We start from the raw sequence: 22335 nt of genomic DNA on the forward strand, positions 1-22335 counted from the left end.
GGCGGGTCCCGTTAGGTCGCGGGGCGGTGCGCGAGCCCGACCAGCATATCCAACACCAATGCCGAAGGGTCAAGGTTGACCGCCCGCCCGGCGCGGGCGCGGGCCGAGAGTTCGGCCTGCGCGCTGGCCCAATGGCGCGCGGCGGCCTGATCGGGCGAGAGGCGCGAAAGCACCTCGGCCTCGTCTTCGGCGGCCTCGGGCAGGGGGGCGCCCATCAACCCGGTGCGTGCGGCGCGGGTGAGGAACCGGTCCAGAAGCGTGATCATCAGATCGAAGGAATCGCCCTCGGCATTCGCGCGCCCTGCGGCGGCATTGGCCATCTCGGCGGCGGCGCGGCGATCCATGCGCGGCGGGTCGGCGAAGAGCCGGACGATCTGCTCATAGAGCGCCAGCCCGTCCTGTCCGGCGAGCCGCAGCGCCTCGCCCACCGAGCCGCCGGACAGCGCGGCAAGTTGCGCGGCATCCTGCTCGACGCCAAGCCCGGCCAGAACCTGTGCCATGTCCTCGGGGGGCAGGGGATGCAGGCGCAACTCGCGGCAGCGCGACCGGATGGTGGGCAAAAGCCGCGCCGGCTGATGCGCCACCAGCAGCAGGGTGGCATCCGGCGGCGGTTCCTCAAGCAGTTTCAGCAGCGCATTGGCGGCGGCGCCGTTCATTTCGTCGGCGGCATCGACGATCGCGACGCGGCGCCCGCCCCCGGCCGCGCTCAGGTGAAAAAAGCCGTGAAGCCTGCGGATTTCGTCCACGGTGATCTCGTTGCGCAGCCGCCCGGTCTTGTCGTCGGCCGGCCGGCGGATCAGTTGCAGCCGTGGCTCGGACAGGGCGCGGATCCGCCGCACGACCGGATTATCGGGATCCGAGCCAAGATCCGCCGCGTCGCCGTCGCTCAACAGCCATTTCGCGATGGCCCAGGCCAGCGTCGCCTTGCCGGTGCCGCGCGGGCCGGTGATCAGCCAGCCGTGATGCAGCCGGCGGGCATGCGCGGCCTGCAGGAAACCCGCGATCGCCGCGTTATGCCCGACGACGCGGCGGGCGTGCCGCGGGTGGGGGGCGCCGGGAATGCGGTCCGGTTCGGGCGGTGCTGCATCGCTCATGGCAGACCGGCGAGGACGCGCGCGGCGACCTCATCCTCGCTGCCGCTGCCATCGATCAGGCGGATGCGCTGCGGCTCGGCCCTCGCAAGGGCGCGAAAGCCGTCGCGCAGCCGGTGCTGAAAATCCAGGCCCATGCCCTCGAACCGGTCCTCCGGGCTGCCCCGGGCCTGACCGCGCTGCAGCGAGACCTCGGGCGCGATATCGATGACAAAGGTCAGATCCGGATCGAGGCCGATCATCAGGCGGTGAAGCTCTTCGACCAGGGCGCGCTGTTCGCCGCGCGCGGCCCCCTGATAGACGCGGGTGGAATCGGCGAAACGATCGGTGACGACCCATGCGCCCCGTGCCAGCGCCGGCCGGATCAGCCGTTCCAGATGATCGCGCCGGGCGGCGGTGAACAGCAGCAGTTCGGTTTCGGGCGACCAGCGTTCGCTGCCGCCCTCGACCAGCAGGCGGCGGATCTCCTCGGCGCCGGGGCTGCCCCCGGGCTCGCGGGTCAGGACGATCTCGATGCCGCGCTGTGCCAGTGCCCGCGCCAGGCGTTTCGCCTGGGTTGACTTGCCCGAGCCGTCTATCCCCTCGAAGCTGATGAACATCCGGTCGATGCCGCCTAGTTCATCGCGGCCTGATAGGCGCGCTCGCCCAGCCGGAACGCGGCGCTTTGCAACCGGCCGAAAAGACCCGAGCGGCGGATATCGCTGGCCGCGTAAAGCGGCAGGCGCGACGTGCCGGCGCCCGGAATATTCACCACCAGGTCGCCCAGCTTGTCGCCCGCGGTGATGGGGGCCTCGATCGGGCCCCGGAAAACCGCCTCGGCGGTGACGCCGGCTTGCGATCCGGCCGGGATCAGGACCTTGACACCGTCATCGGTGGTCAGCCCGACCTTGCTGGCGCTGCCCAGCCAGACCGGCGCCTGGGCCACGACCTCGCCCTTGGGGATGATGGTCTTCATGGTGAACTGGCGATAGGCCCAGTTGACGATCCGTTCAGCCTCTTCGGCGCGGGCCTTGTCGCTTTCCAGGCCGGAAACGACGAAGATGATCCGCCGGTTGCCCTGCACAGCCGAGCCGACCAGACCATAGCCCGCCTCTTGCGTATGGCCGGTCTTGAGGCCGTCGGCGCCGATCCCCAGCCCCAGCAGCGGGTTGCGGTTGAAGCGGTTCGCGGGCGCACGGTTGTCGAAACGCCATTCCCTGATTGCGAAATAGGGATAATATTCGGGGAAATCCGTGATCAGGCGTTGCGCGAGGACACCAAGGTCGCGCACCGACATGCGATGTCGCGGATCGGGCCAGCCGGAGGCATTGACAAAGGTCGAATTGGTCAGGCCCATCGCCGTGCCGCGTTCGGTCATCTGGCGGGCAAAGGCGGCCTCGGTTCCGGCCAGCCCCTCGGCGACCACGACACAGGCATCATTGCCGGACAGCACGACAATTCCCTTGATCAGTTCCTCCACGGTCGGGCGATCCTGTTCGTTCAGGAACATGGTCGACCCCTGCATCTGCCGGGCCTTGGTCGAGACGGGCAGCCGCGTGTCCATCTGCAGCCGTCCTTCGTCCAGCGCCTCGAAGAGCATGTAAAGGGTCATGAGCTTAGACATTGATGCCGGCGGCAGCGGCTCATCAGCATTCGTTTCCATCAACTCGGTGCCGGTCGCGAGATCATAGACCCAGGCAGCGCGGGCATTGGTTTCGAATGCCTGGGCGGGAAGGGCCAGCAACATGACCAGAGCGAAGATGCGGAATGTCAGGGCGCGCATGGATTATCCTTGGCCTGTCGCGTTTGACACATGGTTACCCCAGCCATTGGCGGCCCGCAACGCTGCTTGGGCGCGGGTGCCGGGCACGTGAAGGACCTTGAAACCTGTGGCCTTTGCGAGCGTGTCGCTAGTAGCTGCGGATCAGGCCGACGAGGCGACCCTGCACGCGCACCTTGTCCTCGGGCAGGACGCGGGTCTCATAGGCGGGGTTCGCGGCTTCCAGCGCGATCATGCCGCCTTTGCGGCGATAGCGTTTCAGCGTTGCCTCGGCGCCTTCGATCAGGGCGACGATGATGTCGCCGTTATCGGCTGCGTCCTGTTCGCGGATCACCACCACGTCGCCATCTTTGATCCCGGCCTCGATCATCGAATCGCCCTTGACCTCCAGCGCGTAATGGCGATCGCGTCCGCTGAGCATCGCGCCGGGCACCGCGATGTGGTGCGAAACCTCCGAGATGGCCTCGATAGGGACGCCCGCGGCGATGCGGCCCATGACCGGCAGTTCGACGGCCGAGGTCGAAACCTCCATCGCGCCGCGTGGCAGGGGCGCCGGGCGGTCGGGCACGCTGCCTTCGATGACCCGCGGCCGGAAACCCGCACCCCTGCTGAGCGTGTCGGGCAGGCGGACGATTTCCAGCGCCCGCGCGCGATGCGGCAGGCGGCGGATGAAGCCGCGTTCCTCCAATGCGGTGACCAGCCTGTGGATGCCCGATTTCGAGCGCAGGTCCAGAGCCACCTTCATTTCGTCGAAAGAAGGCGGCACACCGTCGCGGGCCATGCGCGCCTGAATGAACTCAAGCAGCTGGATTTGCTTTTTCGTCAGCATCGTCTGTTCCTGCCTTGCTGCAACCGCCATCATGTTCCTTGAATGTTCTAGACCATCGACTCCCACGCGTCAATCGCTACCGCGATTCGGGTAAAAAAGCCGTTAAAGCGGCAGAAATTCGACCTGCTCGCCAGCCCGGCGCGCCGGGTCATTGGCCGGACGGATCAGCAGGGCGTCGGCCTGCGCCAGAAGCCACAGCCGGGCGCTGTCCTGATCGGCAAAGGGGTCGATGCGCGGCAGCCCGTCAGCGGCCATCAGCCGGGCGCGGAGGTAATGCCGGCGGTTGCCCTCGGCTGGCAGGTCGCGCGACAGCACGGCAAGGGCGGGCTCCGGGCCGGCGGGCAGACCCTGCATCACGCGGATCAACGGCTGCATGAACAGTTTCGCGCAGACTATTGCGGATACGGGATTTCCCGGCAATCCCAGCATGGCGGAGCTGCCCATGCGGCCGGCCATCAGCGGCCGACCGGGGCGCATTGCCAGCTTGTAGAAGGCGCGCTCCATCCCCAGATCGGCCGCGACCTTGGCGATCAGGTCGTGATCGCCGACCGAGGCGCCGCCGATGGTGACGATCAGATCCGCCCCCTCAGATTCGGCAAAGCGGTCGCGCAGGCTCTCCTGGGTATCGCGGGCCAGCGGCAGGATAAAGGGATCGGCGCCGGCCTCGCGCGCCATGGCGGCGATGGCGATGTCGTTCGAACTGACGATCTGGCCGGGTGCCGGATCGGCGCCGGGCAGGACCAGCTCATCCCCGCCGGCAAGGATCGCGACGCGCGGGCGCCGCGCCACGGTGACGCGCGCCACATTCATTGCCGCGATCAGCGCCAGATCCGAGGGGCGCAGCGGGCGTTTGGGTTGAAACTCGTCACCCGCTTTGAAATCATTGCCTTGCAGGCGGATATTCAGGTTTTCGCCAGCATCGGAAACGGTGATTTCGTCGCCCTTGCGCGTGACGATTTCCTGCATCACCACGCGGTCATAGGCGGCGGGAACCGGCGCGCCGGTAAAGATGCGGATGGCGCTGCCCGGGGGCGTCTCGCTCTGATAGGGCACGCCGGCGGCGGCGGTGCCGATGACCTGCAAGGGCCCGGGCAGTTCGGCCGAGCGCAGCGCATAGCCATCCATGGCCGAGGCATCGAAGGGCGGCTGCGTCAGCCGCGCGACGGCGGGCGCGGCCAGCGCGCGGCCAAGCGCGTCATGCAGGGGGATATCCTCGGTTTCCGGCGCTCGGGCCAGGCCAAGGACAAGGGCGCGGGCTTCATCGACGCTGATCATGGGGGCCTCCCTTCAGGGTTGGGCGCGGAACTCGCCCGATTTGCCGCCGGTCTTGGAGAGCAGCCGGATGCCTTCGATCCGCATGTCCTTTTGCGCCGCCTTGAGCATGTCATAGACGGTCAGGCAGGCGGTCGAGACGGCGGTCAGCGCCTCCATCTCGACGCCGGTCTTGCCGGTCGTGCGCACGGTGGCGGTGATGCGGATGCCGGGCAGGGCGGGATCGGGCGTCAGGTCCAGCGAGACCCTGGCGATGGGCAGCGGATGGCACAGCGGGATCAGATCCGAGGTGCGTTTCGCCCCCATGATCCCGGCCAGCCGCGCGACGCCCAGCACGTCGCCCTTGGCCGCGCCGCCCTGGGCCAGTGCCAGGGTCTCGGCGGACATGAGGACCAGCCCCTCTGCCACGGCCTCGCGCGCGGTGTCGGGCTTGGCCGAGACATCGACCATATGGGCCTGACCGCTGGCGTCGAAATGGGTCAGGCTCATGTCAGGCCCAGAATATTGCGGGTGGCGGCGGTGACGTCCTGCTGCCGCATCAGGCTTTCGCCGATCAGGAAGCGTTTGACGCCTGCATCCCCCATGCGGTCCAGATCGGCGGGTGCGAACAGCCCGCTTTCGCAGACCAGATCGCGGCCCTCGGGCACATGCGGCGCAAGCTCCAGCGTGACATCAAGGCTGACCTCGAAGGTCCTGAGGTTGCGGTTGTTTACCCCGATCAGCGGCGATTTCAGGCGCAGCGCCCGGTCCAGTTCGGCGCGGTCGTGCACCTCGATCAGCGCATCCATGCCCCAGTGGCGGGCGGCGTCCTCAAGCTCGGCGGCCAGCATGTCATCGACCGAGGCCATGATGATCAGGATGCAATCGGCGCCCCAGGCGCGGGCCTCGGCCACCTGATAGGTGTCGTAAAGGAAGTCCTTGCGCAGCGCGGGCAGATCGCAGGCATCGCGGGCGGCGGTCAGGAAGTCCGGCGCGCCCTGAAAGCTGGGGCCGTCGGTCAGCACCGACAGGCAGGCCGCGCCGCCGGCCTGATAGGCGCGGGCCAGCGCCGGCGGGTCGAAATCGGGCCGGATCAACCCTTTCGAAGGGCTGGCCTTCTTGATTTCGGCGATCAGCGCGTGGCCGGTCGCCGCCTTGTCGGCCAGCGCCTGTGCAAAGCCGCGCAGGGGACCGGCGGCGCGGGCCGCGGCCTCGATATCGGCCAGCGGGCGCGCGGATTTGGCGGCGGCGATTTCGTCAAGCTTGTAGGCTTTGATGCGGTCGAGGATATCCATGGTTTCGGTTTACTCCGCAGCGGCCTGTTCGGAAAGGGCCCAGTCGACGGGCATTTCGCCGCGTTCGCGCAGCCAGTCGTTCACCCGGCTGAACGGGCGCGAGCCAAGGAACCCCCGCCGTGCCGACAGGGGCGAGGGATGGGCGGTTTCGATCACCAGATCGCCGTCGCGCGGCAGGCCCGCCAGTGCCTTTTGCGCATGCCCGCCCCACAGGATGAAAGCCAGCGGCCGCTGGGCCTGCGCGCGCTCCACGACCTGTCGCACCAGCCGGTCCCAGCCCCATTTCGCATGCACCCCCGCCTGACCGGGCAGCACGGAAAGCGAGCTGTTCAGCAGCAGAACCCCTTGCCGCGCCCAATGCGACAGATCGCCATTGGGGGGTGCCGCGCCGATATCGTCGCGCAGCTCGGCATAGATATTCTTCAGCGAACGCGGCAGCGCGGTTTCCGGCGTGACCGAAAAGGCCAGCCCATTGGCATGGCCCGGCGTCGGATAGGGATCCTGACCCAGAATGACCACGCGCGCGGCCTGGGGCGGGGTCAGGTCCAGCGCGGCAAAGACGCGGGCGGGGCCGGGCAGCCAGTCCTGATCCGCCAGTCGCTCCGATATTCCCGGCCAGTCCTTGCGGAAAAACGGCAGATCGGCCCATGCCGGCGGGATCGCGATGCCCTGCGCCATGGATCAGGCCTGTGGCTCGGGCGCGCCGACCATGGCGACCAGCGCCTCCAGCCGCGCCTGCGCGGCGCCGCTGTCGATGGCCTCGGCGGCACGCTCGGCGCCTTCGCGCAGATCTGCGGCCTTGCCCGCGATCAGCAGCGCGGCGGCCGCGTTCAGCAGCACCGCATCGCGATAGGCGCCCTTTTCGCCGGCCAGCAGCGCGCGCAGCGCGGCGGCGTTCAGGGCGGGGTCGCCGCCCAGCACCGCCTCGAACGGATGGGTGGGCAGGCCGGCATCCTCGGGCGTGATCTCGAATTCGGCGATCTCGCCATCCTTCAACTGCGCGACCCAGGTCGGCCCGGCGATCGAGATTTCATCCGTGCCATCGCTGCCATGGACCATCCAGACCGTTTCCGATCCCAGCTCGCGCAGGGTCTCGGCCATGGGGCGGTTCCAGACCCGGTCGAAGGTGCCGGTCAGCTGCCGCCGCACGCCGCCGGGATTGGTCAGCGGCCCCAGCAGGTTGAACAGGGTGCGCGTGCCCAGTTCCGCCCGCGCCGGGCCGACATGGCGCATGGCGGGGTGGTGCATGGGCGCCATCATGAAGCAGATGCCGGTCTGCGCCAGCGCCTGTTCGGCGATCTCGGGCGTGGCCATCACGTTCAGGCCCAGATGGGTCAGCGCATCGGCGGAACCGGATTTCGACGACAGGTTGCGGTTGCCGTGCTTGGCCACCGGCACGCCCGCGCCCGCCACCACAAAGGCCGTCGCGGTCGAGATGTTCAGCGTGCCCTTGCCGTCGCCGCCGGTGCCGACGATATCCATCGCATCCGCCGGCGCCTCGATGCGGTTCATGCGATTGCGCATGGCGCGGGCGGCGGCGGCGATCTCGTCCACGGTTTCGCCGCGCACGCGCAGCGCCATCAGCAGCCCGCCGATCTGGGCGGGGGTCGCGGCGCCCTCGAACAGGGCGTTGAAGGCGGCCTCGGCCTCGGCCCCGGTCAGGGGACGGCTGGCGGCAAGGCCGATCAGTGGGCGGATATCGGTCGCGCCGCTCATGCGGCGCGGTCCAGATTGCCGCAGCGGCGCAGGAAATTGCGGATCATGTCGTGGCCATGTTCCGAGGCGATGGATTCGGGGTGGAACTGCACCCCCTCGATGGGCAGGGTTCGGTGGACCAGCCCCATGATCGTGTCGTCCGCCGTGGTGGCGGTGACGCGCAGGCAGTCGGGCAGTGATTCCGGCTCGACCGTCAGCGAATGATAGCGCGTCGCGGTCAGGGGCGAGGGCAGGCCGGCGAAGACCCCGGTGCCGTCATGGCTGATCGCATCGGTCTTGCCATGCACGATTTCGCGCGCGCGCACGACCTTGCCGCCAAAGGCCTCGCCGATCGCCTGATGGCCCAGGCAGACGCCCAGCAGCGGCAGGCCGCGTTCCGCCACCGCCCGGATCAGCGGCACGATGATGCCGGCCTGCGCGGGGGTGCATGGCCCGGGCGAGATGACGATGCCCTGCGCGCCCATCCCAAGCGCCCCGTCCACGTCCAGCGCGTCATTGCGGCGCACGACCACATCCGCGCCCGCCTCGCCCAGATAATGCACGAGGTTCCAGGTGAAGCTGTCGTAATTGTCGATGAGCAGGATCATGGAGGCGCCTTGCATTGGGGGGTGAACCCCGGGAAAACTGCCGTTATAGATGGGCTAAAGCCTTGCCGGGGGTCAAGCCCGCAGGGCAAGAAAAACAGGCGTGCATGCGCGCCCTCACGCGGCAGGACAAGGCGAGCTATGGCAAAAGGATTCGCGGCGGGGCTGATTCAGGGTGCCGTGATCTGCGGTGCGGGTCTGGTGGTGCTGTCGCTTGCCATGCCGCAGCCGCCGCGCCCGTCCGGGCTGGCGGACGTGCCTGTGGCGGAGCTCGCGACCGGCGCCGAAAACCCGGCAGCGGGCAGCCGCGCGACCGAGACGCTGTCCGTGCCCGCCGGCTCGGAATTCGCGCGCGGCACCGATATGCAGCCGCAGCCGCCGCAGCCTCTGACCGCCGCCCCCCGGCTTGCCAGCCCCCCCGTGGTCGCGGCCCCCGCCGATGAGATCGCCCCCGAGGCGGCCGAGACCGAGCGCCAGCGCCCCGAGGCGCGCGGCGAGGCTCCGGCCGCGCCCGCGATCACCCTGCGCGCGCCCGAGCCCGTCGCTCTGCCCGATGCCGCGGACAAGGCGCCGGTGCCGCTGGCGCTGCCGGGCAGGGTGGTGGTGCCGACGCCCGACCGCGCGCCCGAAAGCGGCCTGTCCGATCCGGGCCTGCCCCGGCCGACCGCGCCGCGGGCCGGTCAGGCAGGGCAGGCGGATGCGGCGCCGGTCCTGTCGCGGCCCGAAACTCCGCCAGAAATTCGGCCCGAACCGCAGCCCGAGCCGGCCGAAGCCGTTGCCGGGCTTGCGGCGCCCGCGCCGGCGCCGCTGCCCGCCGTTCAGGCCCGCCCCGCCCCGGATCCGCAGCGCGAATCGGCGCCGCTGCCCGTCGCCGTTACGCCCGAGGCCCCGCCCGCATCCCAGACCGCATCCCCGCCCGCAACCGCGCCGGGATCGGGCTTCGATCTGTCGCTGCCGCCGGGCCTCGGCGATCTGCGCCTGAACGACTAGCCCCGGACACGCCATGCCAGCCATCAATCCCGCCCTTGCCTCGACCTTCCGGCCGCCAGTCATGGAGGCGCGCCGCTGGATCGAGGGGGTCAGCTTTCCGCCCGAGCGCCCGCTGATCAATCTCAGCCAGGCGGCGCCGGTCGCGCCGCCGCCCGAACCCCTGCGCCGCGCCATGGCCGAGGCGGCGCTGAACCGCGCGGACGCGCATCTTTACGGTCCCGTGCTGGGCCGGGCGGAGCTGCGCGAGGCCGTCGCCCGCGAATGGTCCCGCGCCTATGGCGGCGCCATCCGCAGCGATGAGGTCGCGATCACCCAGGGCTGCAACCAGGCCTTTTGCGCCGCGATCCAGTCGCTGGCCGGGCCGGGCGACGAGGTGATCCTGCCGCTGCCCTGGTATTTCAACCACAAGATGTGGCTGGACATGCAGGGCATCCGCACGGTCGGGCTGCATTGCGGGCAGGACATGATCCCCGATGCCGAGACCGCCGCCGCGCTGGTCAGTGACCGCACCCGCGCCATCGTGCTGGTCAGCCCCAACAACCCGTCGGGCGCGGAATATCCGGCCGAAACCCTGCGCGCATTCCGCGATCTGGCGCGCGAACGCGGGCTGGCGCTGATCCTGGACGAGACCTATCGCGATTTTGATAGCCGCGAGGGCGCGCCGCATGATCTGTTCGCCGATCCCGACTGGGGCGAGGTGCTGATCCATCTCTACAGCTTCTCCAAGGCCTACCGGCTGACCGGGCATCGCGTGGGCGCGCTGATCACCGGCCCCGCCCGCATGGTCGAGATCGAGAAATTCCTGGATACCGTCGCCATCTGCGCCGGCCAGCTTGGCCAGATCGGCGCCGCCTGGGGCATGGCGAACCTGCGCGACTGGCTGGCCGGCGAGCGGGCCGAGATCCTTGCCCGGCGCGATGCCATGGCCAGCGGCATGGCCGGGCTTGACGGCTGGCGCGTCAAGGGCTGCGGTGCCTATTTCGCCTGGGTCGAACACCCCTATCGGATGGGCTCGGCCGAGCTGGCGCGGCGGCTGGTCCATGAGGCCGGCGTACTGCTGTTGCCGGGCACCATGTTCATGCCCGAGGGGGATGCGCAGGCGTCGCGGCATCTGCGCATCGCCTTTGCCAATGCCGATCGGGTCGGGATCGCGGCGCTGTTGCAGCGGCTTGCGGCATTTCGACCCTGAAAAACCCGCCTCTGCCCCGCGCGGCCTGCCGTCACGGCCGCGATCGCGACACTTGCCGCCGGGGCGATGGCACCCTAAAGACTTGGCACAAGAATGAAATCATGACGAGGCAGCGACAAGATGCGCGGCAAGGGCAGATCGACCATCGTGTGGGTGCTGATGGGGATGCTGATACTGGGATTGGGCGGCTTTGGCGTGACCAATTTCTCGGGCGGGAGCACGGATATCGGCGCGGTCGGGCAGGTCGAGGTGACCTCGGACGATTACCGGCGCATGCTGAATGCCGAAATGCAGGAATTCGCCGCCCGCACCGGCCGCCAGCTCAGCCCCGCCGAGGCGCGCGCCATCGGCATCGAGCAATCGGCGCTCGCGCGTCTTTTCACCGCCGCCGCGCTTGAGAACGAGGCCAGGCAGATCGGCGTTTCGGTCGGCGACCAGCCGGTGCTGAAACAGATCGCCGCCGATCCGGGATTTCGCGGGCTGAGCGGGAATTTCGACCGCGAGGTCTATGCCGACGAGTTGCGGCGTCTGGGCTATACCGAGGCCGAATACGAACATGACCTGCGCATGGACGAGGCGCGCTCGATCCTGCTGCGCGCGGCGCTGGCCGGCGTGGTCGCGCCGCAGCCGGTGACCTCGCTGACCCAGGGCTGGCTGCTGGAGACGCGCGACATACATTGGCGCGAATTGACCGCCGAGGATCTGCCGGAGCCGATCGCGCAGCCCGATGACGCCACGCTGGAGGCCTGGCATCAGGCCAATGCCGACCGCTTCACCTCGCCCGAGATCCGCAAGATCACCTTTGCCTGGCTCACGCCCGAGATGCTGGAAGCCGAGGTCGAGGTGAACGAGGAGGCCCTGCGCGACCTTTATGACAGTCGCATCGCGGATTACCGGCAGCCCGAGCGCCGGATGGTGGAGCGTCTGGTCTTTCCGACCATGGCCGCCGCCGAGGATGCCAGGGCGCGGCTCGACCGCGGCGAAGCCACCTTTGAGGAACTGGCCGCCGAGCGCGGGCTGACGCTTGAGGATATCGACCTGGGCGAGGTTGCCGAGGCCGATCTGGGCGCGGCGGGCGCGGCGGTCTTCGCGCTGGACGCGCCCGGCATCGCCGGGCCGGCCAGTTCCGATCTGGGTCCGGCCCTGTTCTCGATGAATGCGATCCTCGAACCGGTGGACATCCCCTATGAGCAGGCGCGCGCCGATCTGCGCCTTGAGGCGGCCGTGGATCGCGCCCGCCGCGAAATCGAGGACAGCGCCAGTGATTTTTCCGACCGGCTGGCGGGCGGCGCCACGCTTGAGGATCTGGCCGATGAGACGCCGATGGAGCTGGGCAGGATCGACTGGACGGCGAATGCCGAAGCCGATCCGGGCGGCATCGACGCCTATCCGGAATTCCGCGAAAAGGCGGCCCAGATCACCGAGCGCGACTTTCCCGAACTCTTCGAGCTCGAGGATGGCGGCGTCTTCGCGCTGCGGCTGGATGCGATCGAGCCGCCGGCGCTGATCCCCTTTGCCGAGGTCCGCGACCGGGTGGCCGAGGACTGGACCCGCAACGAGACCATTCGCCAGCTTCGGGTCCTTGCCGAGGAGCAGCGCGTCCGCGCCGATGCCGTCGCCCAGCCGGTGATCGAGCCGGCGCAGACCGCCGCCACGGATCCGGTCGCGCAGGCGGCCGGGGTGATGGTCGATACACCCGCAAGCGCAGAGGAACCCGGGCAGGCGCTCGGGCCCGGTCAGGCCGAGATCGGGCTGGAACGCGGCGGTTTCATCGCCGATGTGCCGCAGGAGGTCGTGACCCAGGCCTTCGAGATCGCCGAGCCCGGCCAGACCGAGATCGTCGATGCCGCGGGCCGGGTCTTTCTGGTCACGCTGGACGCGGTGCATCCGGCCGAAACCGACAGCGAGGAGGCCCGGCAGGTGCGCGACGGAATCGAGGCACGCCTGGCCGATTCCATGCGCCAGGATGTGTTTGAATATTTCACCCGCGCCTTGCAGACGCAGGGCGGCGTGACCCTGAACCAGACCGCGATCGATGCGGAGAATGCGCGGCTGCAATAATGGATATCTCGCCCGAATTCAGCGATTTCGAACGCGGCTGGGGCGCGGGGCGCAACCAGTTGCTGACCATCCGCCTGGCCGCCGATCTGGACACGCCGGTCAGCCTGATGCTGAAACTGGCCGAGGCCGCGCCCAATTCCTTCATGCTGGAAAGCGTGACCGGGGGCGAGGTCCGTGGCCGCTATTCCTTTGTCGGCATGAAGCCGGACCTGATCTGGGAATGCCGCGACGGCCAGGCCCGGATCAACCGCAATGCCCGCTATTCCGACGAGTTCAGCGATGACGACCGCCCGGCGCTGGACAGCCTGCGCGCGCTGATCGCCGAAACCCGGATCGACATGCCCGAGGGCGTGCCCGCCGGGGCTGCCGGCCTCTACGGCTATCTGGGCTATGACATGATCCGCCTGGTCGAACGCCTGCCGGACGTGAACCCCGACCCGCTGGGCCTGCCCGATGCGATGATGATGCGCCCCTCGGTCGTGGCGGTGCTGGACGGGGTCAAGGGCGAGGTGCTGCTATGCGCCCCCGCCTGGCACGATGACGGGGTGCCCGCCCGCGCCGCCTATGCAAGGACCGCCGAGCGTCTGATGGAGGCGCTGCGCGCACTGGACCGCCAGCCGCATGAGCCCCGCGCCCTTGGCCATGACCTCAAGGTCGGCGAGCTGCGCAGCAATTTCAGCAAGCCCGCCTATCTGGCGGCGGTGGAAAAGGCCAGGGATTACATCCGCGCGGGTGATATCTTTCAGGTCGTGCCCTCGCAGCGCTGGGCGATGGATTTCCCGCTGCCGCCCTTTGCGCTTTATCGCAGCCTGCGGCGCACCAACCCGTCGCCCTTCATGTTCTACCTGAATTTCGGCGGTTTCCAGATCGTCGGGGCCAGCCCCGAGATCCTCGTCCGCCTGCGCGACGGGCAGGTGACCGTCCGGCCCATCGCCGGCACCCGCCCGCGCGGTGCCACCCCGGCCGAGGATGACGCGCTTGAGGCCGACCTGCTGGCCGATAAAAAGGAACTGGCCGAGCATCTGATGCTGCTGGATCTGGGCCGCAACGATGTCGGCCGCGTGGCGAAAATGGGCACCGTGACCCCGACCGAGCAATTCATCGTCGAGCGTTATTCCCATGTCATGCATATCGTCTCGAACGTGGTGGGCGAGTTGCGCGAGGGCGAGGATGCGCTGTCCGCGCTGCTGGCCGGCATGCCCGCCGGCACCGTGTCCGGCGCGCCCAAGGTCCGCGCGATGGAGATCATCGACGAGCTCGAACCCGAAAAGCGCGGCGTCTATGCCGGTGGCGTCGGCTATTTCGCGGCGAATGGCGAGATGGACATGTGCATCGCGCTGCGCACCGGCGTGATCAAGGACCAGACGCTGTACATCCAGGCCGGTGGCGGCGTCGTCTATGACAGCGACCCCGAGGCCGAGTTCACGGAAACCGTGAACAAATCGCGCGCCCTGCAACGCGCGGCCGAGGAAGCGGCGCGTTTCGTGCGCGGAAACGGGTAGGAATGGCCGGGCTTTTTGCGCAAGTCTGGTGAAGGGAAGACGTTTTCTTCCCTAGACATGCTTATCCTGTGGGTTCCGTGACGGAGATGCCGAGAGCGCTGTAACTGTTGGGCACGGCTACACGCTGATGCCACATCGCGATCCTTGATCGCGGCGGTGCCTCTGTCATTGCGATCCGCAGGAACGCCCGCCTGAGGAAGGAGCACATCCCGGCGGCATTACCATCGTCAACCGCTTCAACGCACTCCGCGCCGCCAAGATGGGGCGCGTTGCATGAGCTGAAGGGGAGAGTGGGAACTGCGATCAAAGGCTGAATTCTGCAACAACGCCTGACGATGGGCGTCTTTGAACTGCCGAAAGTCGCCAGCGAAGCCTACGCAGGGCCAGACGTCCCGGTCTACTACAACTCTCGGACAACGGCCTCGTGACCTCGACAGCCAGCGGCAATACCAGGCTGGATGTGGCTCGAGTTCGTCGCGGTGTCGACCGGGCCGTCAAGGTGCGGCAGAGCGGCGCGTTCTGAGGCGAGGATGGACACCACGGCCCGAAAAAGGTCTATGGCCGCGCCCTGTGGGATGTTCGGGCGCTGGACGCCGCAATTGATTGCTTGCCGGGAGCCGGCATGCCGACGGAAGGTGTCGATACAGGTCACGCATGGAATGAAGTGCTGCGATGATGCGCAAGCCCCCGAAATATTGCCAATGCTTCCTCGCCCGGCACCGTCGCCGCACTTGTCGTTAGCTATTGCCGATCATCGGAATACCTCAAGCTCAAGCCGATCAGGCAGCGAACCTATCGCAGCACCATTGAACCCTTTCCTGAACAGCACGGCGACAAGACAGTTGCGAAGCTGAAAAGGGAACATGTCAAGGCGACCGTAGCCAAGCTGGCAGATCGGCCCGCAGTTGCAAACAAGCAGCTTGCAGCGGACGAAGTAGAGAGCAAAAATTGCCAAACCCGTTGGGCAGGTTTGACATAATGCCGCGTCAGAACCTGAAAAAAGAGATCTGCGTGAGGATGGTAGGCCCGGAGGGACTCGAACCCCCAACCAAGGCGTTATGAGCGCCCTGCTCTGACCATTGAGCTACAGGCCCTGAACAGGGCGCACCTTGCTGGGGTTTTGTGCCAAGGTCAAGGGAGCGCGGCGAGTTTCGCGCTGCCCGAAAGCCGGGCCGGGGCTAACGCGCGATATCCGCCGGTCGGACCAGCGCGATCAGCTCGGCCAGGGATTTCACCTCGAGCTTTTCCAGGATGCGCGCGCGGTGGTGATCGACCGTGCGCGGGCTGATGCCGAAATGGGCGGCGACCTCCTTGCTCGAGGTCTCGGCGGGGCGCTCGACGAACAGGCGCACGATTTCCCGTTCGCGCGCGGTGAGGCTGTCGAGCCGGGCCTGTTTCTCGCGTTGCGAGCGATCGGCCGAAATCTGGCTGCGAATGATCTCGAAGGCGGCGTCGATCCGTTCGGCAAGGGCCGATTGCGGAAAGGGCTTTTCCAGGAAATCCAGCGCGCCGCCCTTGATCGCCTGCACCGATTCCGGCACGCCGCCATGGCCGGTGATGAAGATGATCGGCAGGCGGATCTCGTGCGCGTTCAGATATTGCTGCAGCTCAAGGCCGTTCATGCCGGGCATGCCATAATCCAGCACCAGGCAGCCGGGACGGTCCCCGCCAAGGGATTCCAGGAAGGACCGCGCCGAGTCGTAGGTTTCGACCCGATAGCCACGCATGCTCAGCGCGCGCTCGAGCGATACGCGGATGCCGTCATCGTCATCGACCACAAAGACAGTAAAGGGAACGTCGTTCATCGGTTTCGGCGCCATGAATATTTCACGAAGGATCGGCTCGGCTGCTGGAACCGTTTCCGGGCATGATGCCAGGTTTGTCAATCCTGCAGTGGGGTCACTTTGGGCTGATATACTGGAATCGTGAAGCAGAACCTTGCGCCGCGGCTGACGCTGTCGTCGAGCCACAGGCTGCCGCCATTGTTTCCCGCGATCGATCGGCAGATCGACAGGCCCAGGCCCATGCCGCCGGCCTTGGTGGTCTCGAACTCGGCGAACAGGTTCAGATCCGGGGCGATGCCGGGGCCGGAATCGGTGACGCAGACGGTCACGAACTCCTCCGAGGCCGAGGCCGCGATGCCGATCTCGCGCGGGGCGGCGTCCGGCTGCGTGGCCATGGCCTCGATGGCATTGCGCAGCAGGTTGATCAGGACCTGGGCGATCTGCACCCGGTTCGCCACGACCCTGGGCAGATCGTCCGGAAGCGAGGTCGTGATGGTGACCCGCGCGTCGCTCGCTTCTGCCCGCACCAGATAGCACATCTGTTTCAGAAGGTCCTCCAGGCTGAAGGGCTTCGGCGGAAACTCATCCTTGCGGATGAAGCCGCGCAGGGCGCGGATGATATCGCCGGCGCGCAGGGATTGCTGCTCGATCTCGGTCAGGATGTCGCGCAGTTCGGGATTGCCGCCGCCCTGCCGGTCCAGCAACACGAGCGCGCTGTCGGCATTCTGGGCGATGGCGGTCAACGGCTGGTTCAGCTCATGCGCCAGGCCCGAGGCCATCTGCCCCATGGTGTCGCGCCGCGCCAGATGCGACAGGTCCTTGTTGAGACGGTCGATCTGTTCCTCGGCATGGCGGTTCTGCGTGATGTCATCCATGGTCAGGACCGCATGCAGCGCCTTGCCGTTCTGGTCGAGGATGGTGATGGCATTGACCGTGACCCAGATCGCCTCGCCATTGGCGCCGATACAGCGCAGATCCCGGTTCAGCACGAAATCGTCCTTGGTCAGGATGCCGGAATCGGCGAAAGGCGCGGCATCGTCCGGATGGATCAGATCGGCGAAACGCATGCCGATCAGCTGGTCGCGGTCATAGCCGAGGATCTCGGCGAAACGCTGGTTCACGCGCATGAAATTTCCGCTGCCATGCGCGATCTGCGCCATCCCGCGCGAGGACATGTTGAAGGTCTCGCCATATTCGCGCTCGGCCGCGTGACGGGCGACGATCTCCTGGACCAGCGCCTCATTGGCGCGTTCCAGTTCGCGATAGGTCTTGGGCGCCGGCGCGTCGGCGTCGATCTCGCCCTGCGAGATCAGCGCGGTGCGCACGGCAAAGGCGCGCACCGGCCGGTGGATGAAATCGGCCAGCGCCAGCCCGACGATCGCGGTCACGACCGCGACCAGCACCGCCAGCCAGATGTTCATCGCCCGGTTTCGCTTGATGACGCCGGTGAAATCGTCCTCGGGGGCATAGACGGCGATGGTCCAGGGCAGCTTTTCGCTGATCACCGGCATCATGTTCGAGACGTAGCGATTGCCTTCATAGACGAATTCCGAGGCGGTTTCCTGCGCCACCGGGATCGAGCCGCTGGCGGCCAGCGGTCCAAAGGCGGCGCGCGCGATCGGATCGCCGATTTCGCGGATATCGGCAAAGCGCAGCCCGCCCTCGTCGGTGGCGGTCTTGATCAGATCCTGATCGGGATGCGCGATCACGTCGCCATTGCTGTTGATGATCAGGGCCTTGCCATTGCTTCCGATATTCAGGCTGGCCAGAAAGACCGAGATCATGCTGATCTCGATATCGACGCCGATCGCGCCGCGAACGCCGTGTTCGACCTCGAATACCGGCGCCGCGAGGGTAATCCCCGGCTGCTGCGAGGAAAAGAAGATATAGGGATCGGTCCAGATGATCGCCCGCTCTGCCTGCGCCTTGATATACCAGGGGCGGGTCCGCGGATCGAAGCGGTCCGCAGGGTCCAGTTGCGATCTGAGGATATTGAAGTCGCCGTCGCGCCAGATGAGCCGCGTGCTGCGTTCGCCCTCGGCCGAAATCGCGATGATCTTCGAGCGGAACACCCCCGGCTCGTCCGGGCTGCGCATGACATAGACGAAGCCGCCATCCTCGTTGCCATAATAGAGCCCGGCGAATTGCGGGGTGATCTGCAATTGCTGGAACAACAGCTGCTCGAGCCGCTGCTGGTCGTCGCTGGCGACCACCTCGTTCTGCGCCAGCCGGGCGGCCAGTTGGGCGGCGCCCTCGGCCGGGTTCAGAAAGCCCTGGGAATGGACCACCGTATTGGCGCCGACATCGCGGAGCAGGTCCCGGGCCTGATCGAGCAGCGCCTTTTGCGAGGTGATATAGGACGAGAACACGACCGCAAGCACGGCCAGAAACTGCAGGCCGGCAAGGCCAAGCGCCAGCAATGCGCCCAGCGATTTCATCATGGCCAACGGTCCTTCCGGCGATGCCGGCCCGTCGCGACGGGCGGGGCTTTTCCAACTGTGATCACGCGCTGCCCCCGGGACTGCCGCTTGTTTGCGGCCTGTTCTACCAAGCTTTCGGCCGATTCATAGGGGCTTTGGGCGGCGGTCCGGTTCTGCGGTGCAGCATGGGCGATATTGCCTAGGCAATGACACGAATTTACCTGTGGCGGCTGTCATGGAACAAAAACCGCAACGACTCCGGCGCGTCAGCCGTGCTGACAGAGCAGGGGCTGTTGTACATGAGTTTGCCGGCCGTCCTCGTCCGGCGGTAGTTTGGGTTTGGCCCGGTCTGGCGTGCGCCCAGGCCGGCCTGCCCGATTTTTAGGCGGTTAACTGGTTACCGCGATCGGCCTCCCGTCTCCCTCGATCCCATCGGGGGGCTGATCGCATCAAGGCCGGGCGCGGCCGGGGCAGGTTCCGGTCGCGCCTGTGCGCCTGCCTGGTCGCGATCCCGCCGGTTTCGCCCGCGCCGCCTGCACTCACTTGATCCCGTCCGGCCGATCGCCTATACGCCCCCGGTGCCCCTGACGGCACCGACTCAACAACCAAGAAATGCCGTGTCCGCCCCCCTTTCGCTTCATGGGGCGCTTCCGGCTTCAGGAGAAGCGATATGAAACTGCATGAACTGCGCGACAACGAAGGCGCGAACCGCAAGAAAAAGCGCGTGGCGCGTGGCCCCGGCTCGGGCAAGGGCAAGACCGCCGGCCGTGGTATCAAGGGCCAGACCTCGCGTTCGGGCGTGGCGCTGAACGGTTACGAAGGCGGCCAGATGCCGCTTTATCGCCGCCTGCCCAAGCGCGGCTTTTCCAAGCCGAATCGCCTGCGCTTCGCGGTGGTCAACCTGGGCCAGTTGCAGGCCTTTGTCGATGCCGGCAAGCTGGATGCGAAAGCCGATGTGACCGAGGACGCGCTGGTCGCGGCCGGTGTCATCCGCCGCAAGCTGGACGGCGTGCGCGTCCTTGCCAAGGGCGAGCTGAAGGCCGCACTGAACCTGACCGTGGCCGGCGCGTCGAAAACCGCCGTCGAGGCGGTCGAGAAGGCCGGCGGCAAGCTGACCGTCTCGCGCCCGGCCAAAGAAGAAGCCGCGGCCGAATAAGCTGTTGAAGGGCGCGACCGCGCCCCATAGATAGCAGCTAAGTTTTCCAGGCGCCGCGGGATCGGGAAACGATCCGGCGGCGCTGCCATGAAGGGGCACAAGAATGGCGTCAGCCGCAGAACAGATGGCCGCGAACCTTTCCTGGGGCGCGCTCGGCAAGGCGAAAGAGCTTCGCCAGAGGATCTGGTTCACCCTCGGACTTCTGATCATCTACCGCCTGGGCACCTATATCCCGGTGCCCGGCATTGATGGCGCCGCGCTCCGCAACTTCATGCAGGACGCGCAGGCCGGGATCGGCGGCATCCTGTCGATGTTCACCGGCGGCGCGCTGGGGCGCATGGGGATCTTTGCGCTTGGGATCATGCCCTATATCTCGGCCTCGATCATCGTGCAGCTTCTGGCCTCGATGGTGCCGGCGCTGGAGCAACTCAAGAAAGAGGGCGAGCAGGGCCGCAAGAAGATCAACCAGTATACCCGCTACGGCACGGTGGCGCTGGCGCTGTTCCAGGCCTACGGCCTTGCGGTCAGCCTCGAGGCGGGCAATCTGGCCCATGATCCGGGCCTGTTCTTCCGCGCCTCGGTGGTGATCACGCTGGTCGGCGGCACCATGTTCCTGATGTGGCTGGGCGAACAGATCACCGCCCGCGGCATCGGCAACGGCATCTCGCTGATCATCTTTGTCGGCATCGTGGCGGAAATCCCGACCCAGGTCGCGCAATTCCTGGCGCAGGGCGCCTCCAGCGGCTCGACCGCGCTGACGCTGGGCGTGATCGTCATGATCATCGCGGTGGTCACCTTTGTCGTGTTCATGGAACGCGCGATGCGCAAGATCCATATCCAGTATCCGCGCCGCCAGGTCGGGATGAAGATCTATGACGGCCAGTCCTCGCATCTGCCGATCAAGGTGAACCCGGCGGGCGTGATCCCGGCGATCTTTGCCAGCTCGCTGCTGCTTCTGCCGATCACCATCTCGACCTTCTCGGGCAATGAGACCGGGCCGATCATGTCCACGGTGCTGGCCTATTTCGGTCCCGGACAGCCGCTTTACCTGATCTTTTTCGCGGCGATGATCATTTTCTTCACCTATTTCTACACCTTCAACGTCAGCTTCAAACCCGATGACGTGGCCGAGAACCTCAAGAACCAGGGCGGCTTCATCCCCGGTGTACGCCCCGGCAAGCGGACCGAGGATTATCTGACCTATGTGGTGAACCGGGTGCTGGTCATCGGCTCGGCCTATCTGGCCTTTGTCAGCCTCCTGCCCGAGATCATCCGCGACCAGCTGGCCATCCCGTTCTATTTCGGCGGCACCTCGGTCCTGATCGTGGTCAGCGTCGTGATGGATACGATCAATCAGGTGCAAAGCCACTTGCTTGCGCATCAATACGAAGGTTTGATCGAAAAGTCGCAATTGCGTGGCAGGCGTGGCAAGGGCGGGGCGGCCAAGCCGCGCAAGGCGCCGTCGCGGCGCTGAGGCGGCGGTTCGCCCGAGAATAGCAAAAGAGGGACGACAATGGCGACAAACATCATTCTGCTGGGCCCGCCCGGCGCAGGCAAGGGCACGCAGGCCCGCCGCATGATCGACGAGCGCGGCCTTGTCCAGTTGTCCACCGGCGACATGCTGCGCGAGGCCAAGGCGAGCGGCAACGAGCTGGGGCAGATCGTGGCCGAGGTCATGGCGCGCGGCGAACTGGTCACCGACGAGATCGTCATCGGCCTGATCCGCGAAAAGCTGGGGCAGGGCGGCAAGGGCTTCATCTTCGACGGCTTTCCGCGCACCCTGGCCCAGGCCGATGCGCTGCAGTCGCTGATGGCGGAAACCGACCAGCGCATCGACGCCGTGATCGAGATGCAGGTCGATGACGCGGCGCTGATCGCGCGCATCACCGGCCGCTTCACCTGCGGCAATTGCGGCGAGGTCTATCACGACGAGACCAGGCCGACCAAGGTGGCGGGCACCTGCGATGCCTGCGGCTCGACCGATCTGCGGCGCCGGGCTGACGACAATGAGGAAAGCCTCAAGACCCGGCTGATGGAATATTACAAGAAAACCTCGCCGCTGATCGGCTATTACTATGCCAAGGGCAACCTGCATACCGTCGACGGGCTGGCCGATATCGACGTGGTCGCGGCGGCCATGTCAAAAGTTCTTGACAGACTGTCGCGCAAGGGTTGACGCCCGGTCGCGAATCGCATAATCGGCAGCTTCTCGCAAGAGAAACGCCCGATATCCGGGTGCCGGTTAAAGGCCCGAAGGCATGGCTTTCGGGTCTTTGGTTGTGAAAAAAGGTTCCGGTGCTACGGAACCGCAACATGAAAAGGAAAACGCGTGGCTCGTATTGCTGGCGTCAACATTCCGACGGGGAAACGCGTCCCCATCGCCCTGACCTATATCCATGGCATTGGCCCCCATTTCGCCCATCAGATCATCGAGGCTGTCGGCATCGACCCGGCGCGCCGCGTCAATGACCTGTCGGATGCCGAAGTCCTGCAGATCCGCGAATATATCGACGGCAACCTGACCGTCGAAGGCGACCTGCGCCGTGAAACGCAGATGAACATCAAGCGCCTGATGGACCTGGGCTCGTATCGTGGCCTGCGCCATCGCCGCGGCCTGCCGGTCCGCGGCCAGCGCACCCACACCAATGCCCGCACCCGCAAGGGCCCGGCGAAGCCGATCGCCGGCAAGAAGAAGTAAGGGGGAACGG

General features: G+C 66.9%; 20 protein-coding genes and 1 tRNA gene. 8 read left to right on the forward strand and 13 right to left on the reverse strand.

The window, feature by feature from the left end; all coding sequences use genetic code 11:
- Positions 1-11: 11 nt before the first annotated feature.
- The 10 genes from IT41_RS04415 to IT41_RS04460 all read right to left on the reverse strand — a co-directional run bounded on the left by IT41_RS04415 (position 12) and on the right by IT41_RS04460 (position 8528).
- Positions 12-1094, reverse strand: a complete 1083-nt coding sequence (locus IT41_RS04415; protein WP_036738985.1) for a DNA polymerase III subunit delta' — start codon at positions 1092-1094, stop codon at positions 12-14.
- Positions 1091-1690 (reverse strand): dTMP kinase, encoded by a 600-nt coding sequence (tmk, locus tag IT41_RS04420; protein WP_036738987.1) that lies wholly within the window; start codon positions 1688-1690, stop codon positions 1091-1093. Before tmk ends, IT41_RS04415 begins: the two co-directional genes overlap by 4 nt.
- Positions 1691-1704: 14 nt before the next feature.
- Positions 1705-2853 (reverse strand): D-alanyl-D-alanine carboxypeptidase family protein, encoded by a 1149-nt coding sequence (locus tag IT41_RS04425; RefSeq protein WP_036738990.1) that lies wholly within the window; start codon positions 2851-2853, stop codon positions 1705-1707.
- A gap of 127 nt (positions 2854-2980) precedes the next feature.
- Positions 2981-3679 (reverse strand): transcriptional repressor LexA, encoded by a 699-nt coding sequence (gene lexA / locus IT41_RS04430; protein ID WP_036739103.1) that lies wholly within the window; start codon positions 3677-3679, stop codon positions 2981-2983.
- 102 nt (positions 3680-3781) lie between these two features.
- Positions 3782-4954 carry a molybdopterin molybdotransferase MoeA gene (locus IT41_RS04435; protein ID WP_036738992.1) on the reverse strand — a complete coding sequence of 391 codons (1173 nt, stop codon included), beginning with the start codon at positions 4952-4954 and terminating at the stop codon, positions 3782-3784.
- A gap of 12 nt (positions 4955-4966) precedes the next feature.
- Complete coding sequence (gene moaC, locus IT41_RS04440; protein ID WP_036738993.1) at positions 4967-5440, reverse strand: cyclic pyranopterin monophosphate synthase MoaC; 474 nt, start codon at positions 5438-5440, stop codon at positions 4967-4969.
- Positions 5437-6225, reverse strand: a complete 789-nt coding sequence (gene trpC / locus IT41_RS04445) for an indole-3-glycerol phosphate synthase TrpC (RefSeq protein ID WP_036738995.1) — start codon at positions 6223-6225, stop codon at positions 5437-5439. Before trpC ends, moaC begins: the two co-directional genes overlap by 4 nt.
- A gap of 9 nt (positions 6226-6234) precedes the next feature.
- The gene (locus IT41_RS04450) at positions 6235-6903 is read right to left on the reverse strand and encodes a uracil-DNA glycosylase (RefSeq protein ID WP_036738997.1); all 669 of its coding nucleotides are present in this window, start codon (positions 6901-6903) and stop codon (positions 6235-6237) included.
- A 3-nt stretch (positions 6904-6906) separates the two neighbouring features.
- Positions 6907-7941, reverse strand: a complete 1035-nt coding sequence (gene trpD, locus IT41_RS04455) for an anthranilate phosphoribosyltransferase (protein ID WP_036738999.1) — start codon at positions 7939-7941, stop codon at positions 6907-6909.
- On the reverse strand, positions 7938-8528 hold the full coding sequence (locus tag IT41_RS04460) for an anthranilate synthase component II (RefSeq protein WP_036739104.1): 591 nt from the start codon (positions 8526-8528) through the stop codon (positions 7938-7940). The genes trpD and IT41_RS04460 overlap by 4 nt, the downstream gene beginning before the upstream one ends.
- A 138-nt stretch (positions 8529-8666) precedes the next feature.
- Between IT41_RS04460 and IT41_RS19375 the strand changes: the two genes are divergently transcribed.
- The 4 genes from IT41_RS19375 (at position 8667) to trpE (ending at position 14267) form a co-directional block, all read left to right on the forward strand.
- Complete coding sequence (locus IT41_RS19375; RefSeq protein ID WP_052081268.1) at positions 8667-9515, forward strand: hypothetical protein; 849 nt, start codon at positions 8667-8669, stop codon at positions 9513-9515.
- Positions 9516-9528: 13 nt separating this feature from the next.
- On the forward strand, positions 9529-10704 hold the full coding sequence (locus IT41_RS04470; RefSeq protein WP_036739001.1) for an aminotransferase: 1176 nt from the start codon (positions 9529-9531) through the stop codon (positions 10702-10704).
- A 120-nt stretch (positions 10705-10824) separates the two neighbouring features.
- A complete protein-coding gene (locus IT41_RS04475) occupies positions 10825-12765 on the forward strand; it encodes a peptidylprolyl isomerase (protein ID WP_036739003.1) in 1941 nt (646 codons plus the stop codon).
- A complete protein-coding gene (gene trpE, locus IT41_RS04480; RefSeq protein WP_036739005.1) occupies positions 12765-14267 on the forward strand; it encodes an anthranilate synthase component I in 1503 nt (500 codons plus the stop codon). The genes IT41_RS04475 and trpE overlap by 1 nt, the downstream gene beginning before the upstream one ends.
- Positions 14268-15285: 1018 nt before the next feature.
- On the opposite strand, the gene IT41_RS04485 is transcribed toward trpE, so the two are convergent.
- The 3 genes from IT41_RS04485 to IT41_RS04495 form a co-directional block, all read right to left on the reverse strand.
- Positions 15286-15361: transfer RNA gene (locus IT41_RS04485), tRNA-Ile, on the reverse strand.
- A gap of 84 nt (positions 15362-15445) precedes the next feature.
- Positions 15446-16087: a response regulator transcription factor gene (locus IT41_RS04490; protein ID WP_231564687.1), complete on the reverse strand. Its 642-nt coding sequence runs from the start codon at positions 16085-16087 to the stop codon at positions 15446-15448.
- Positions 16088-16149: 62 nt separating this feature from the next.
- Positions 16150-18492 carry a sensor histidine kinase gene (locus IT41_RS04495; RefSeq protein WP_036739007.1) on the reverse strand — a complete coding sequence of 781 codons (2343 nt, stop codon included), beginning with the start codon at positions 18490-18492 and terminating at the stop codon, positions 16150-16152.
- 649 nt (positions 18493-19141) lie between these two features.
- On the opposite strand from IT41_RS04495, the gene rplO reads away from it, so the two are divergent.
- The 4 genes from rplO (at position 19142) to rpsM (ending at position 22325) form a co-directional block, all read left to right on the forward strand.
- Positions 19142-19627 (forward strand): 50S ribosomal protein L15, encoded by a 486-nt coding sequence (gene rplO / locus IT41_RS04500; RefSeq protein ID WP_036739009.1) that lies wholly within the window; start codon positions 19142-19144, stop codon positions 19625-19627.
- A gap of 103 nt (positions 19628-19730) precedes the next feature.
- On the forward strand, positions 19731-21101 hold the full coding sequence (secY, locus tag IT41_RS04505; RefSeq protein ID WP_074948094.1) for a preprotein translocase subunit SecY: 1371 nt from the start codon (positions 19731-19733) through the stop codon (positions 21099-21101).
- A gap of 39 nt (positions 21102-21140) precedes the next feature.
- Positions 21141-21803 carry an adenylate kinase gene (locus IT41_RS04510; protein ID WP_036739014.1) on the forward strand — a complete coding sequence of 221 codons (663 nt, stop codon included), beginning with the start codon at positions 21141-21143 and terminating at the stop codon, positions 21801-21803.
- Between the two features lie 153 nt (positions 21804-21956).
- Positions 21957-22325: a 30S ribosomal protein S13 gene (gene rpsM / locus IT41_RS04515; protein ID WP_036739016.1), complete on the forward strand. Its 369-nt coding sequence runs from the start codon at positions 21957-21959 to the stop codon at positions 22323-22325.
- Positions 22326-22335: the final 10 nt, after the last annotated feature.

It is taken from the genome of Paracoccus halophilus, from assembly GCF_000763905.1.
Taxonomy (GTDB): Bacteria; Pseudomonadota; Alphaproteobacteria; order Rhodobacterales; family Rhodobacteraceae; genus Paracoccus; species Paracoccus halophilus.

Bases quoted from the DNA above. Each gene is read 5' to 3' on its own strand.
- IT41_RS04425 (WP_036738990.1), bottom strand. From the start codon at position 2,853: ATGCGCGCCCTGACATTCCGCATCTTCGCTCTGGTCATGTTGCTGGCC.
- IT41_RS04435 (WP_036738992.1), bottom strand. From the start codon at position 4,954: ATGATCAGCGTCGATGAAGCCCGCGCCCTTGTCCTTGGCCTGGCCCGA.
- IT41_RS04490 (WP_231564687.1), bottom strand. From the start codon at position 16,087: ATGGCGCCGAAACCGATGAACGACGTTCCCTTTACTGTCTTTGTGGTC.
- IT41_RS19375 (WP_052081268.1), top strand. From the start codon at position 8,667: ATGGCAAAAGGATTCGCGGCGGGGCTGATTCAGGGTGCCGTGATCTGC.
- IT41_RS04415 (WP_036738985.1), bottom strand. From the start codon at position 1,094: ATGAGCGATGCAGCACCGCCCGAACCGGACCGCATTCCCGGCGCCCCC.
- tmk (WP_036738987.1), bottom strand. From the start codon at position 1,690: ATGTTCATCAGCTTCGAGGGGATAGACGGCTCGGGCAAGTCAACCCAG.
- IT41_RS04475 (WP_036739003.1), top strand. From the start codon at position 10,825: ATGCGCGGCAAGGGCAGATCGACCATCGTGTGGGTGCTGATGGGGATG.
- secY (WP_074948094.1), top strand. From the start codon at position 19,731: ATGGCGTCAGCCGCAGAACAGATGGCCGCGAACCTTTCCTGGGGCGCG.
- trpC (WP_036738995.1), bottom strand. From the start codon at position 6,225: ATGGATATCCTCGACCGCATCAAAGCCTACAAGCTTGACGAAATCGCC.
- trpD (WP_036738999.1), bottom strand. From the start codon at position 7,941: ATGAGCGGCGCGACCGATATCCGCCCACTGATCGGCCTTGCCGCCAGC.
- trpE (WP_036739005.1), top strand. From the start codon at position 12,765: ATGGATATCTCGCCCGAATTCAGCGATTTCGAACGCGGCTGGGGCGCG.
- rplO (WP_036739009.1), top strand. From the start codon at position 19,142: ATGAAACTGCATGAACTGCGCGACAACGAAGGCGCGAACCGCAAGAAA.
- IT41_RS04510 (WP_036739014.1), top strand. From the start codon at position 21,141: ATGGCGACAAACATCATTCTGCTGGGCCCGCCCGGCGCAGGCAAGGGC.
- lexA (WP_036739103.1), bottom strand. From the start codon at position 3,679: ATGCTGACGAAAAAGCAAATCCAGCTGCTTGAGTTCATTCAGGCGCGC.
- IT41_RS04460 (WP_036739104.1), bottom strand. From the start codon at position 8,528: ATGATCCTGCTCATCGACAATTACGACAGCTTCACCTGGAACCTCGTG.
- IT41_RS04470 (WP_036739001.1), top strand. From the start codon at position 9,529: ATGCCAGCCATCAATCCCGCCCTTGCCTCGACCTTCCGGCCGCCAGTC.
- moaC (WP_036738993.1), bottom strand. From the start codon at position 5,440: ATGAGCCTGACCCATTTCGACGCCAGCGGTCAGGCCCATATGGTCGAT.
- IT41_RS04495 (WP_036739007.1), bottom strand. From the start codon at position 18,492: ATGATGAAATCGCTGGGCGCATTGCTGGCGCTTGGCCTTGCCGGCCTG.
- IT41_RS04450 (WP_036738997.1), bottom strand. From the start codon at position 6,903: ATGGCGCAGGGCATCGCGATCCCGCCGGCATGGGCCGATCTGCCGTTT.